Source organism: Cupriavidus sp. 09_S30 (assembly GCF_056930435.1).
In genome coordinates, this window is record NZ_JBXOWI010000001.1 from 2,351,175 (window position 1) to 2,365,753 (window position 14,579).

The window sequence follows — 14,579 nt, forward strand, 5'->3', positions numbered from 1 at the left end:
GCGCAATGAAGCCCGCCGAAGACAGGACCGATGGACGCCGCGGAGCCACGCTTCCGGAAGGCGAGCTGCGGGCGCTGCTGTCTGCGCGCCATCCCGATCCCTTCGCCGTACTCGGACCGCATCCCGATGGCGGCGAGGGGCTGGTGGTGCGGGCCTGCCTGCCGGGCGCGGTCTCCGCAGCGCTGGCCGATGCCGAGGGCGCCCAGCTGACACCCATGGAGCGCTTGCACGCGGGCGGCGTCTTCGCCGGGCGGCTGCCCGCCGGCGCCTCCGGCTATCGATTGCGGATCCGCTGGCCGGACGGCAGCGAGCAGTGCGGCTTGGATCCCTATGCCTTCGGGATGCTGCTGGGCGAGCTGGACCTCCACCTGATCGCAGAGGGCCGCCATCTCGAATTAGGCAGCTGCCTTGGCGCGCAGTGGCGGCCAGTGGAAGGTGTAGAGGGCGTGCGTTTCGCGGTGTGGGCACCGAATGCGCGCCGCGTGTCGGTGATCGGCGACTTCAATGGCTGGCAACCGGCGCGGCACCCGATGCGGCTGCGCCACCCGAGCGGCGTCTGGGAACTGTTCATCCCGGCTGACATGGGTGCGCGGCCTGGCTGCCGGTACAAGTTCGACCTGCTCGATTCGACTGGAGGAGAACTGCCGGACAAGGCAGACCCTGTGGCGCTCGCGACCGAGGCGCCACCGGCCACCGCATCCATGGTAGCCGCGCCTGGCATCTCGGCACCGCGCTTCTCATGGCACGACGACGACTGGATGCGCCGGCGCGAGGCGGCCGACATCTACGCCATGCCGATGTCCGTCTACGAGGTCCATGCCGGTTCCTGGCTGCGCGCCGCCAACGACCCAGTGCACGGATGGCAACTGCTGGCTGAGCGCCTGATCCCTTATGTGGCGGCGTTGGGCTTCACCCATATCGAGTTCCTGCCGGTGACTGAGCACCCCTTCGGCGGTTCCTGGGGCTACCAGCCCTTGTCGCTCTACGCGCCCACCGCCCGTTTCGGGCCACCGCAAGCCTTCGCCGCCTTCATCGACCGTTGCCACCAGGCCGGCATCGGCGTGATCCTGGACTGGGTGCCGGCGCACTTCCCGACCGATCCGCACGGGCTGGGCCACTTCGACGGTACCGCGCTGTACGAGCACCAGGATCCGCGCGAAGGCTTCCACCAGGACTGGAACACTCTGATCTACAACCTGGGCCGCCACGAGGTGCGCGGCTTCCTGCTTGCGGGTGCGCTGCACTGGCTGGAGCACTTCCACGCCGACGGGCTGCGCGTGGATGCGGTGGCATCGATGCTGTACCGCGACTACAGCCGTGGCCCCGGCCAATGGGTACCCAACCGCTTCGGCGGGCGCGAGAACCTGGAGGCAGTGGCCTTCCTGCGCGAGCTCAACACCGTGGTCCACGAGCGTTGCCCCGGTACGCTGACCATCGCGGAAGAATCCACTGCCTGGCAGGGCGTGACCACCAGCACCGCGAGCGGCGGGCTGGGCTTCGACTTCAAGTGGAACATGGGCTGGATGCACGACACCCTGCGCTACCTGGCTCACGATCCGATACACCGCGCCTGGCACCACCAGGACATGACATTCGGCCTGATCTATGCGTGGTCCGAGGCCTTCGTCTTGCCGCTGTCGCATGATGAAGTCGTGCACGGCAAGGGCTCCTTGATCGGCAAATGTCCGGGAGACGACTGGCAGCGTTTTGCCGGCCTGCGTGCCTACTACGGCTTTATGTGGATGCATCCGGGGAAGAAGCTCCTGTTCATGGGCGGCGAGTTGGCGCAGTGGCAGGAATGGGACCACGACAGTGAACTCGACTGGACGCTGCTCGACCAGCCCATGCACCGCGGCGTGCACGCGCTGGTGAGGGACCTCAACGCCTTGTACCGTGAATTGCCCGCCTTGCACGCGCAGGACCACCGTCCTGAAGGTTTCCAGTGGGTGGTCGGAGATGATCACCAGAACAGCGTATTCGCCTGGCTGCGCCGTGCCGCACCGGACAGCGAGGAGGTGGTGCTGGTGGTGGTCAACATGACACCCGTGCCTCGCCGCGGCTATCGGGTGGGCGTGCCGTTCGCTGGCTGCTGGCGCGAACGGTTGAACACCGACGCAGCCTGCTACGGTGGCAGCAACGTCGGCAACGGTGGTATGGTGAGGAGCGACGCCCAGCCTTCGCACGGACACGCGGCGTCGCTCGCCCTGACTCTGCCGCCACTGGCCACTCTGGTGTTGCAGTACGCCGGCCGGCACGTTTGAGCATGCCATTGCAGTTCGCCAACCGCCTCTTGCCCGGCAAGCCCTATCCGCTCGGAGCCCATTGGGACGGGCTGGGTGTCAACTTCGCGGTGTTTTCGGCCAATGCCTCACGCATCGACGTGTGCCTGTTTTCGCCGAACGGGCGCAAGGAACTGGCGCGCCTACCCCTGCCGGAATGCACCGACGAGATCTGGCACGGTTACTTGCCCGACGTCGCACTTGGCACGCTATATGGATTTCGCGCCTTCGGCCCTTACGATCCAGCGCGCGGCCACCGCTTCAACCCGCATAAGCTGCTCCTGGATCCGTATGCGCGCCAGCTTAGCGGCCCGGTACGCTGGTCCGACGCCCTCTTTGGCTACCGGCTGCAGAGTGCGCGCGCCGACCTGACCCCGGATCGGCGCGACAGCGCCCCGATGATGCCCAAGGCCGTCGTGGTGGATGAGAGTTTCCATTGGGGCAACGACCGGCCGCCCGACGTGCCATGGTCCGAGACGGTCATCTACGAAGCACACCTGCGCGGGCTGTCGATGCTGCGCGAAGATGTGTTGCCGCACCTGCGCGGCACGTTCGCGGCGCTGTGCGACCCGCGCCTCCTGGACCACCTGCTGCGCCTGGGCGTGACCGCGGTGGAGCTGCTGCCGATGCATGCCATCCTGCAGGACCGCCTCCTGCTGGAGCGGGGATTGCGCAACTACTGGGGCTACAACACGCTGGCGTACTTCGCGCCGGAGCCGTCCTACCTCGGCACCGACCAACTGCAGGAGCTGAAGGTCGCGGTGCGGCGCCTGCATGCCGTTGGCATCGAAGTCATCCTGGATGTGGTCTACAACCACACCTGTGAAGGCAATGAGCTGGGGCCTACGGTGTCCTGGCGCGGGCTGGACAATGCCTCCTACTATCGCCTGGTACCCGGCGACGCGCGTCACTACGTCAACCACAGCGGCTGCGGCAATACGCTTGCCCTGTCGCATCCGCGGGTGCTGCAGATGGTACTGGACTCGCTGCGCTACTGGGTCGAACGCTGCCACGTGGACGGTTTCCGCTTCGACCTGGGCACCACGCTCGGACGCGAGCACGACGGCTTCGACCCGGGCGCCGCTTTCTTCGATGCGCTGCTGCAGGACCCGGTACTGGGGAGAGTCAAGCTGATCACGGAACCGTGGGACCTGGGTCCTGACGGATACCAGCTGGGCAACCATCCGCCTGGCTTCGCCGAATGGAACGACAAGTTCCGGGACACGGTACGCCGGTTCTGGCGCGGCGATGCCGGCCAGCGCGGCGAACTGGCGGCGAGGCTGTCCGGCTCGGCCGACGTGTTCGATCATCGCCACCGGCGCCCGTGGGCAAGCGTCAACTACATCACCGCGCACGACGGATTCACGCTGACGGATCTGGTCAGCTACATCAGCAAGCACAATGAGGCCAACGGCGAAGACAACCGCGATGGCACCGACGACAACGCCAGCGCAAACTGGAGCCCCGACGGCAGCATCGAAGGCGCTACCGACGACCCCCTCATCTTGGCGCGGCGCGCCCGCGTGGCACAGGCCCTGATGGCCACGCTGCTGCTGGCACAGGGCACGCCAATGCTGACCGCCGGTGATGAATGGGGCCGCAGCCAGAAAGGCAATAACAACGCCTATTGCCAGGACAATGCGATCTCATGGCTGGACTGGAAGCAGGCGCAGAGCGCCGGCGCGCAACCGCTGCTGCACATGGTGAAATACCTGCTGACGCTGCGCCGACACCTGTACGCCCTTACCGCCAACGGCTTTGCCCACGGCAAGCTGCTACTGGCGCCCGGGCTGGCGGACATTGCGTGGTTTGACGCCGACGGTAGCGCGCCCAGCCCCGAGTCCTGGGCGAATCCCGACATCCGCACATTGGCGCTGCGCCGCACCGCCGCCCCGCCCCAGCCCGAACGGCCCGAGCAGGTACGCCAGTCCATGCTGGCACCCAACGGCAGTCCCGTACAGGTGACGCTGCTGTTGCTCAACGCCGCCAATACAGACGCGGTCTTCCACCTGCCGGAGCCCGCGCTGGCCTGGGAGTTGCTGTTCGACAGCAGCCGCCCGGACGCAACTGCGGCAGCCAGGCTCCTCCCCGACACGGCGCTGCAGGCGGTGCCAGCCCATTCGCTGGTACTCCTTGAAGCGCTGGCCGAGTCCCCACGGCTACCCTGGTCCAGCATGACGCCGCGCGCGGCCGCACAGGAGCATTCGAAATGAGTGACACTTCTGGCGGCGCCGCCCGAAACGGTTCCATCTCGTCACTGCCTCCCCTGCAGGCACTGGCGCTGAGGGCCGGCGTGCAAGCGGTCTGGAAGGATGCGTGGGATCGGCAATGCACCGTCTCGGACGATGCCCTGCGCCTCGTGCTGCAGCAACTGGGGCTGCCGTGCGCAAGCGATGCCCAGTGCGAGGCGTCGCGCGCGTGGCTGGATGCCGAGGATGCCGCCCAACCGCTGCCGCCGCTGCTTACCGCGGACCAGGGCGCGCCGGTCTGCCTGCCATGGCCACCTGGCCCCGCTCCGAGCTACCGGCTGGAACTCGAGGACGGCAGCCATATGGCCGGCCCTTGCGCACGCGGCCACGATGGCATGCTGAAGCTGCCATCGGTCGGAACCTGCGGCTATCACCGCCTGCTCATCGGCGACGCGGAAACGACACTGGCGGTGGCCCCGCCTCGCTGCTACGGTCCGGAGGACGCATGGCGTGCTGCCGGGCGCCGCGCGAAGAACCCATGGGGACTATCCTTGCAGCTCTACAGCCTGCGCCGCGGGTTGCCGACGGGAATGGGCGACCTCACTGCGCTTGCACAATGCTGCCAGGCCGCTGCGCGCGAGCACGCGGATGCGGTGGCCATCAACCCCCTGCACGCGGGCTTTGCCGCGCAGCCGGAGCGCTACAGCCCGTACGCGCCCTCCAGCCGCCTGTTCCACAACCCACTCTATGTGGACCCGGCCGCCGTATTCGAACAATCCGCCGTGGACAGTGCGGTATCTGCGCTCGGCATCGGCCCGGCATTGGCGCTGCAAGAGGCCCGCGCCGAAATCGACTGGACCGCGCTGTCGCCGCTGCGCTATGCGGTGCTGCGCTGGCTGTGGCAGCATCGGGAACGACTGCTCGGCGCCGACTTGCTTGAGGCCTGCGCGGCCTTCCGCGCGCGCGGCGGCAGCGCCCTGCACGCCCATGCCTGCTATGAGACGATCCAGGCGCTGCGGCTGGCCGAAGCCGTCGGCACCGTGCACGCCGGCGAAGCGGCCGACTGGCGCGACTGGCGGCGCTGGCCGATGACGCTACGCTCGCCAGCAGGCTCCGCCGTGACCGCCCTTGCCACGATGCACGCGGAGGAGATCGGCTACCACACCTTCCTGCAGTGGCTGACCAGTGACGGCCTGGCGCGCGCCCAGCAAGCGGCGCGCCAGGCAGGCATGGCCATCGGCGTCATCGCCGACCTGCCGGTCGGCACAGATCCCGGCGGCAGCCATGCCTGGTCGCGCCAGCAAGAGATATTGGCCGGATTCCACGCCGGCGCGCCACCCGACATCTATAACCCGCTGGGGCAGGACTGGGGTGTTGCGGTGTTTTCTCCGCGCGGCCTGCGCCGCCACGGCTATGATGCCTTCATCGAGATGCTGCGTGCCAACCTGGCCGGGGCCGGCGGCCTGCGTATCGATCATGTGCTCGGGCTCGCCCGCATGTGGCTGGTGCCAACGGGCGTGCCGGCTACGGAGGGCGCCTACCTCGGTTTTCCGCTGCCGGACCTGCTGCGGCTGGTGGCGCTGGAGTCATGGCGGCACCGCGCCATCATCATCGGCGAGAACCTGGGCACGGTGCCGGCCGATTTCAATGCACGGCTGTCGGCGCGAGGCGTGCTTGGGATCGGCATCCTCTGGTTCGAACGCACCCCCTCGCAAGCTGCCTCGCAAGCGGACTCGCGGGGGGCCGGCACGGCGCCGGTCGCCGCCTCGGCCTTCCTTCCCCCTGCCCTGTGGCCGCGCCACGCGGTTGCCACCACGACCACGCATGACCTGCCCACGGTGGCAGGCTGGTGGTGTGGGCGCGACCTCGCGTGGCGCGCGCAGCTTGGCCTGCTCGCCGAAGGCGAATCGCTGCCGGCAGCACAAGGGATCCGCGCGCTGGAACGCACCGCGCTGTGGCAAGCGCTGTGCGCGGCGGGCCTGGCCGGAGGTACCGAGCCGGCGCCGGAAGAGGCACCGCTGGAGACGGTGCTGGCGTGGCTGGGACGCACACCGGCGCCGCTGCGAATCGCACCGCTGGAAGATATGCTGGGCGCGGTCGAACAGCCCAATCTGCCCGGTACCACGAGCGGCCATCCCAATTGGCAGCGTCGGCTGGAGGCGGACGTGCGTCATCTGTTCGACGCACCCGTCATCCGCGCGCGTGCCGAGGCGCTGCGCAGCGGCCGCGTGCCCGCGCAGCGCCGGCGGCATCCCTGATCCTGACCAACCGGAGCCAGACCATGACGGAAGCCTCCCGGCACGAACAAGCGGATGACACCCGCACCGCCATGTCTGCGGCCATCATCCGGCGCGCCTTCCTCGATCACGTCTTCCATACCCAAGGCAAGCTGCCCGGGCACGCCAGCCAGAACGACCTCTATCAAGCGCTTGCCCATACCGTGCGCGATCGCTTGGTGCAGCGCTGGATCAGCACGACGGCGGCCTATCTCGACCAGCCCTCGCGCACCGTGGCCTACCTGTCGGCAGAGTTCCTGGTGGGCCCGCACCTGGGCAACAATCTCGTCAACCTCGGCATCTACGACGAGGTACAGGCGGCCATGCAATCGCTCGGGCTGGACCTGGAGCGCATCCTTGCGCAGGAGGATGAACCAGGCCTGGGAAACGGCGGCCTGGGCCGCCTCGCAGCGTGCTTCATGGACTCGCTGGCCACGCTGGAGATCCCTGCGCTGGGCTATGGCATCCGCTACGAGTACGGGATCTTCCAGCAGACCATCGTCGATGGCATGCAAGTCGAGCAGACCGACAGTTGGCTGCGCCGCGGCAACCCATGGGAGATCCAGCGCGCGGAATGGGCTGTGGAAGTGCGCTTGGGCGGCCATACCGAACACTATGCGGACGATCGCGGATGCTATCGCGTGCGTTGGGTCCCCGCCAAGACGGTGGTCGGCGTGCCTTTCGACCTCCCGATCCTCGGCTACCGCGTCAACACAGCGAACACACTGCGCCTTTGGCGCGCGGAGGCCACCGAGGCATTCGACTTCCCCACCTTCAATCGTGGCGACTACCTGGGCGCGGTCAGCAAGAAGGTGACCTCGGAGAACCTGACCAAGGTGCTCTACCCCAATGACGAGACCGAACAGGGCAAGGAGCTGCGCCTGGAGCAGCAGTATTTCTTCGTGGCGTGTTCGCTGCGGGACATGCTACGCCTGCTGGCGGCCGACGGCATGCCGGTGACGCGCTTTCACGAGAAGTTCGCCGTGCAGCTCAACGACACGCATCCGGCGATCGGCATCGCTGAACTGATGCGGCTGCTGGTGGACGAACAGGATCTGCCATGGGATGAAGCCTGGGCCATCACCCGCCAGGCCTTTGCCTACACCAATCACACGCTGCTGCCGGAAGCGCTGGAACAGTGGCCACTGCCCCTGTTCTCTCGCGTGCTGCCACGCCACCTGGAGATCATCTACGAGATCAACGCCCGCTTCCTCGACGAGGTACGGCTGCGCTTTTACGGAGACACAGCACGCCTGGCGCGGCTATCCCTGATCGACGAGCACGGCGAGCGGTACGTGCGCATGGCAAACCTGGCCTGCGCGGGCAGCCATGCCATCAATGGCGTGGCGGAGTTGCATTCGCGCCTGATGCGCGAGCAGGTGCTGAAGGACTTCTACGACATGTGGCCGGAGAAATTTACCAGCATCACCAACGGTGTCACGCCGCGGCGCTGGCTGGCGCTCTCCAACCCGCGCCTGTCGCGCTTGGTGACCGAGGCCATCGGCGCCGGCTGGGTCTCGGACATGGAGCACTTGCGCGCGCTGGAGCCCTTCGCCACGGACGCCGGATTCTGCCATCAATGGCAGGCAGTGCGCCACGACAACAAGCTGGACCTGGCACGGCTGGTACGCGAATGCACCGGCGTGGTGGTGGATCCGGCATCGATGTTCGACGTGATGGTCAAGCGCATCCACGAATACAAGCGCCAGCATCTGGCCGTGCTGTATGTCATTGCACTCTACCACCGCATCAAGTGCGATCCGGATGCCGACATCGTACCGCGCACCTTCATCTTCGGCGGCAAGGCCGCGCCCGGCTACGAGCAGGCCAAGCGGATGATCCGCTTGATCACAGGCGTGGCCGACGTGGTCAATCGCGACCCGCAGGTACGTGACCGGCTCAAGGTCGTGTTCCTGCCAAACTTCAACGTCACCTATGGACAGCGCATCTACCCGGCCGCCGACCTGTCGGAGCAGATCTCGTTGGCCGGCAAGGAGGCCTCAGGCACCGGCAACATGAAGTTCGCCATGAATGGCGCGCTCATCATCGGCACCATGGACGGCGCCAACATCGAGCTTCGCGAGGCCGTCGGCGCTGAGAACTTCTTCCACTTCGGCCTCTCGGTGCCGGAAGTGCATTCTCTGTGCGAAACCGGCTACGATCCCGCCGCCTACTACCGCAGCAATGCAGAGTTGCGTGCGGTGGTGGACCTCGTCCAGCAAGGGTTCTTCTCGCATGGGGACGCGGGCCTGTTCCACCCGCTCTTTGACGAACACCTGCGGCACGATCCCTACTTCCTGCTTGCGGACTTCGCCTCGTACGTGGATTGCCAGCAGCGGGTCAGTACGGACTTCCGCAAGCCGGCGAACTGGCAGCGCATGTCGGTGCTTTCATGTGCACGGTCGGGGCAGTTCTCCTCGGATCGTGCCATCCGGGAATACGCCGAACGAATCTGGAGGGTGAAGGCGGTACCGGTGCGACTGTTGCATCGTGCCAGCGGCGCACCAGGGCACGCCGAGGCCAGGGCACACTCCGGCAGGAAGGCCGGCTCATGATGGACTCCTTGTGCCAGCGGCGCCACCGGCGCTTTTCCATCGGCAGATCTCATCAAGGTTTGCCGGGCGTGTCACCGGCCGCCACGCCATGCGCGATGCGCAAGGCGTTCCGGCTACCCCCTGGCCGCTTCTGCCGGGGCGGCATCATGCTGCATGGGAGGCAACCTTGAACCCTGGTTCCTTCATCTCAGACGGCATGACGGGATCGCCGCCCCAACCGGGGCCGCGAGACAATACCGACACCCCTGCTGCTATCGACCCGCACGACTACGTTTTCGGCCCTGCGTGGCTGCCCGACGGCCTCGTGCTCTTCCGCCTATGGGCACCCGATGTGCTACGCCGGGGCCAGGCTGTGCGGCTGGAGATCGCCGACGGGAAGCAGGTCCGCATGACGCCGAGCGATGACGGATGGTTCCGCGTCGTGGTGCCCTGCTGCGACGGCACGCGTTACCGGTTCCGGCTGGACGACGGTTCCCTGGTGCCGGACCCGGCTTCCCGCTGGCAGCCCGACGGCGTGCACGGCCCGAGTGTCGCCTGCCAGCCCGCGGCTTTCAGTGCCTATCCATGGCGTTGCCCGGATTGGCGCGGACGGCCTTGGCATGAAGCCATCGTCTACGAAATGCATGTCGGTCTGTGCGGCGGTTACGCAGGGGCCACGGCACAACTGGACCGCCTGGCCGCGATGGGCTTCACCGCTGTGGAACTGATGCCTCTGGCCGAGTTTCCCGGGAAGCGCAACTGGGGCTACGACGGCGTCCTGCCGTTCGCTCCCCAATCGAGCTATGGCACGCCGGATGCGCTGCGCGCCCTGGTGGACCGGGCGCATTGCCTGGGGCTGATGGTGCTGCTCGACGTCGTCTACAACCATTTCGGCCCTGAAGGGAACTACCTTCCGCGCTATGCCAGCCCCTTCTTCCGCGCGGACCGGCAGACCCCATGGGGCCCCGCCATCGATTTCAGGCAAAGCGAGGTACGGCGGTTCTTTACCGAGAACGCGCGTTACTGGCTGAACGAATTCCGTTTCGACGGCCTGCGCCTGGATGCCGTACACGCAATCGAGGACGAAGGCTGGCTGGCCGGCCTGCCGGGCGAACTGCGTACGAGCAGGGAAGGCGCTTACGATGCGGACCGCCACGTTCACCTGATCCTGGAGAACGACCACAACGATGCCGGGCTGCTGGGCACCGGCTATGACGCACAGTGGAATGACGATGCCCACCATGCCCTCCATGTCCTGTTGACCGGCGAACGAGATGGTTACTACCGCGACTACGCGGAGACCGGCGGCGCGCGCCCGCTCGGGGATTGCCACGCGCCCGACACCGACAGCCCGCCGCTGCGGCACCTGGCGCGCGTGCTTGCCGAGGGCTTCGCCTGGCAGGGCGAAGTATCGCCCTACCGCACCCGGGCGCACGGCGACCAGGCGGACGGCACAGTACGGCTAGTACGGCGGGGCCAGCCCAGCGCGCACCTGCCGCCCACCACCTTTGTCTGCTTCTTGCAGAACCACGACCAGATCGGAAATCGAGCGCTGGGCGAACGGCTGACAGCGCTGGTCGATGCGGATGTGCTGCGCGCCGTGGTGGCGCTGCAGTTGTTGTGCCCGCAGATTCCTCTGGTCTTCATGGGCGAGGAATGCGGGGCGGACACGCCCTTCCTCTACTTCACCGATCATCCGCCGCGACTGGCCGAAGCGGTGCGTGCGGGCCGCCGGCGCGAGTTCGCCGCAAGCGCGGCCTTCCGCGACGACGCGCACGCCGGCGCGATTCCGGATCCGAATGCCCCCGCCACCTTCGAGATGTCGCGCCCCGTGCTGGACGTCGAAAACGACTGGACACGCTACTACCGGACCCTCCTTTCCATCCGGCACAGGCACATCCTGCCCCGGCTTCCGGGATGCCGCAGCGCTGGTGTCGGCATTCTCGGCACGGGCGCCCTTTGCGCTCGGTGGCGGCTGGGCGACGGTGCGTGCCTCGCGCTATGGCTGAACCTTGGCGACCAGGCGCTACACTGCGGCCCGCCACCCTCCGCAGCGGCCACGCTGCACGAAAGCAGCGCCGGAGCGGCGGCAGCGCTCGCGCATGGCGCCTTGATGTCCCGCTGCTGCATCGCGCTGCTGTCCGCGCAGGAGGCGGCGCAAGACCATGAACGCGGCGCCGGCACGGCTTGATCCTTCTGCCACTCCCGCCTCGCGCGGCGCAGGAAGCCTGCCGCGCGCCACGGGTCGCCTGCAGCTGCAGCCGGGATTCACGCTCAACGATGCCGCCGGGGTCGTCGGCTACTATGCGGCGCTCGGCGTGAGCCATCTCTACCTGTCCCCGGTGTTCGGGGCGCGACCAGGGTCGACGCATGGCTATGACGTCACCGACTATACCCGCGTGCGCGAGGAACTCGGCGGGGAAGCAGCGCTGGCAGCGTTGGCGCGCAGCGCGCAGGCGGCTGGCCTGGGCTTGATCCTGGACATCGTCCCCAACCACATGGCGGCGGATGCGACACACAATGCATGGTGGCGCGACGTGCTGGCCCACGGTACCGAAAGCGCATTCGCGGCGTTCTTCGATATCGACTGGAAGCCCGCGGATCCAGGCCTGCACGGGAAGGTGCTGATGCCGATCCTGCAACATCCCTACTGGGAGTCGCTGGCACAGGGTGACCTGGAGCTGTTGCCGGCAGGCGCAGGCGGTGCGGCTTGCCTGCGCTATCTCGACCACAGGCTGCCGTTGGCGCCCGGCAGCATTGACGCCCGCGCGGCCGCGGATCCGGCCTGGTTCGATGCCGCGCATGTAAGCGGCATCGAACACCTGCATGCGCTGCTTGAACGCCAGCACTATCGCCTGGCATGGTGGCGCACGGCCGCAGCGGCCCTGAACTGGCGGCGCTTCTTCGAGATCAGCGACCTCGTGGGCCTGCGCCAGGAGCACGCTCCAGTATTTGATGCCACGCATGCGCTGGCCTTGCGGCTGCTGCGCGAGGGCTTGATCGATGGGGTGCGTGTCGACCATGTCGACGGGCTGTCCGATCCGGCCGCATATTGCCGCCGCCTGCGCGAGCAACTGTCCGCCCATGCCGCGCAGCGCCCCGCAGCGAAGCCACTGAGCCAACCCTGGCTGGTAGTGGAAAAGATCCTGGCGCCCGGCGAGATGCTGCCGCCGGACTGGCAGGTGGATGGCACCACCGGCTATGACTTCATGGACCAGGTCGCCGCCGTGCTGCACGATCCCGCCGGAGAAAGGCCGCTCAGCGGCCTGTGGCGGCGCACCGCGTGCGGCCGGGAAGACTACACGCACGTAGTGGCCGCTGCGCGCCGGCAGATTCTGACGCACCACCTGATCGCCGAGTACGAAGCCATGCGAGCCCGGCTGCTTGCCTGCGCGTCATCCAGTCCCGCCACCCGCGACCTGACCGGCGCCGCGCTTGGACAGGCACTGTTCGCCTTCCTGGAGGCCGTGCCCGTCTATCGCAGTTATCTGGATGACCATCCGGGAGAACGAGATGCCGGAACTGCCGCTAGGGAAGCGGCGATGCTGTGCAAGGCAGCGTGCGCCGCGCGCGCCATGCTGGCGCCGGACGAAACGGCTGCGCTGGACCTCATTCTCTGTTGCATGCGCACGCCTCAGGACGATGGCAGCGCAGCCGCGCAGATCCGCAAGCGGCTGCAGCAGCTGATGCCCGCGCTGGCTGCCAAGGCAGGGGAAGACACGGCGTATTACCGCTACGGACGGCTGCTGTCGCGCAATGAAGTCGGCAGCTACCCCGCAACGCTGGCCATCGGGCCCGCGCATTTTCATGCAGACATGGCAGTGCGACAGCGCGCTTTCCCGCGTGCGATGCTGGCAACCGCCACCCATGACCACAAGCGAGGCGAGGACGCCCGTATGCGGCTGGCAGTGCTAAGCGAACTGGCTCCCGAGTGGGCGAACGCCGTGGGCGAATGGGAGCGCGAGTGCGAACCGCTGCGCGCGGCGCTGCCACGCGAACCAGAACCGGCCGACCGGCTGATGCTCTACCAGACCTTGGTTGGCGCCTGGCCGATGCAGGCAGACACCCTGGCGCGCGATGGCGAGCTTGGCGCCTTCCTGCACCGCATCGGCGAATGGCAGCGCAAAGCCATCCGCGAAGCGAAGCTGCACGGTAACTGGACATGGCCGGACCTCAGCTATGAATCGGTATGCGATGCCTTCCTCCACGGCTTGGCGGTCAACTGGCCTGCATCAGGGGTATTGGTCGGCATCGGGCACTTCGTTCGGCGCGTGGCCTCCGCTGGTGCCCTGAATAGCCTGGCACAGACCGTGGTCCAGCTCACCGCGCCAGGCGTACCCGACCGATACCAGGGAGGCGAAGACTGGGATCTCAGCCTGGTGGATCCCGACAACCGCCGCATGCCGGACTTCCCCCGCCTGCAGGCACAGCTAGGGTGCGCGGCAGGCTGGGCGCATTGGCTCAGTCATTGGCGTGAGGACGGCCGCATCAAGCAGCAATTGATCCGCCAGGTGCTGGCAGCCAGGCGTGAACACTCAACGGTATTTGCGGAAGGTGCCTATTGGCCGTTGGCGGCTGAAGGACCGCTGGCGCGGCAGGTGCTCGCATTCGCGCGCACGACAAGCGACTGCCATGTCGTCACTGTGGCCACCAGGCTGTCAGCGCGGCTGATCGATCCCGAACTGCCGCGGATTCCGCCCGCCTGCTGGACGCAGACCACGCTCGACGTGTGCGTGCCGCAGCGCAGCCAATGGATGGATGTACTCACCGGGCATCGCCTGTCAGCGGCAAACGGTACGCTGCCCTTGGGCAAGATCTTGCTCCTGCTGCCGGTGGCCTTGCTACTGCGTGAATCGTAGACCCCGCCGCGTATCAGCGGGGACAAGTCCTGGATCTGGTAGCAGCGCTACGGCCTGACTCCTACAATAAAAGGGAACCGAATCGCAAAGCGCGGCGCGGTTTCAATTCCTGCAATCAACACAGAGGACCTATGGGTACCTCAAACAGAAACTTTCATGTCGTCTACGACGGCGCACACTGGGCGATCGCACTTGAGGGTGAAGGCCGAGTTGAAGTCGGGATCACGTACACCCGTGCGCTTGACGTTGCTACGTTCCTGGCGGCGCAATCTGGTGCGCTGCTGTATGTGCACGATAAGGATGGTACCGTGGCGCGAAGGCTCAACTTTGCCTGAGCTAGCGGCACCTGAAGCATCACGTCTTCGCCGAGTCCGCCATTGGCGAACGCACGACTGAGGGACGACAAGGCATCCGAAAGGCCTTAGCCAAGGTGTCTTCGGAG

The 14,579-nt window shown here is 67.0% G+C and carries 7 protein-coding genes; all 7 read left to right on the plus strand.

All coding sequences use genetic code 11. The features are described from left to right. Positions 1-5 precede the first annotated feature (5 nt). Complete coding sequence (glgB, locus tag AC1Z3O_RS11110) at positions 6-2,261, plus strand: 1,4-alpha-glucan branching protein GlgB (protein ID WP_483515772.1); 2,256 nt, start codon at positions 6-8, stop codon at positions 2,259-2,261. Positions 2,262-2,263: 2 nt separating this feature from the next. Next, positions 2,264-4,492: a glycogen debranching protein GlgX gene (glgX, locus tag AC1Z3O_RS11115; protein WP_483515773.1), complete on the plus strand. Its 2,229-nt coding sequence runs from the start codon at positions 2,264-2,266 to the stop codon at positions 4,490-4,492. Continuing rightward, complete coding sequence (gene malQ / locus AC1Z3O_RS11120; RefSeq protein ID WP_483515774.1) at positions 4,489-6,726, plus strand: 4-alpha-glucanotransferase; 2,238 nt, start codon at positions 4,489-4,491, stop codon at positions 6,724-6,726. Before glgX ends, malQ begins: the two co-directional genes overlap by 4 nt. A 23-nt stretch (positions 6,727-6,749) precedes the next feature. Continuing rightward, positions 6,750-9,299, plus strand: a complete 2,550-nt coding sequence (locus AC1Z3O_RS11125; protein ID WP_483515775.1) for a glycogen/starch/alpha-glucan phosphorylase — start codon at positions 6,750-6,752, stop codon at positions 9,297-9,299. Positions 9,300-9,387: 88 nt separating this feature from the next. Then, positions 9,388-11,469: a malto-oligosyltrehalose trehalohydrolase gene (treZ, locus tag AC1Z3O_RS11130; protein ID WP_483515776.1), complete on the plus strand. Its 2,082-nt coding sequence runs from the start codon at positions 9,388-9,390 to the stop codon at positions 11,467-11,469. Continuing rightward, positions 11,444-14,137 carry a malto-oligosyltrehalose synthase gene (gene treY / locus AC1Z3O_RS11135; RefSeq protein ID WP_483515777.1) on the plus strand — a complete coding sequence of 898 codons (2,694 nt, stop codon included), beginning with the start codon at positions 11,444-11,446 and terminating at the stop codon, positions 14,135-14,137. The genes treZ and treY overlap by 26 nt, the downstream gene beginning before the upstream one ends. A 131-nt stretch (positions 14,138-14,268) precedes the next feature. Beyond that, positions 14,269-14,472: a DUF2188 domain-containing protein gene (locus tag AC1Z3O_RS11140; protein WP_483515778.1), complete on the plus strand. Its 204-nt coding sequence runs from the start codon at positions 14,269-14,271 to the stop codon at positions 14,470-14,472. The last annotated feature ends 107 nt before the right edge of the window (positions 14,473-14,579 follow it).

Excerpts from the sequence above, each read along its gene's own strand:
- glgB (WP_483515772.1), top strand. The coding sequence starts at position 6 with ATGAAGCCCGCCGAAGACAGGACCGATGGACGCCGCGGAGCCACGCTT.
- glgX (WP_483515773.1), top strand. The coding sequence starts at position 2,264 with ATGCCATTGCAGTTCGCCAACCGCCTCTTGCCCGGCAAGCCCTATCCG.
- malQ (WP_483515774.1), top strand. The coding sequence starts at position 4,489 with ATGAGTGACACTTCTGGCGGCGCCGCCCGAAACGGTTCCATCTCGTCA.
- AC1Z3O_RS11125 (WP_483515775.1), top strand. The coding sequence starts at position 6,750 with ATGACGGAAGCCTCCCGGCACGAACAAGCGGATGACACCCGCACCGCC.
- treZ (WP_483515776.1), top strand. The coding sequence starts at position 9,388 with ATGCGCGATGCGCAAGGCGTTCCGGCTACCCCCTGGCCGCTTCTGCCG.
- treY (WP_483515777.1), top strand. The coding sequence starts at position 11,444 with ATGAACGCGGCGCCGGCACGGCTTGATCCTTCTGCCACTCCCGCCTCG.
- AC1Z3O_RS11140 (WP_483515778.1), top strand. The coding sequence starts at position 14,269 with ATGGGTACCTCAAACAGAAACTTTCATGTCGTCTACGACGGCGCACAC.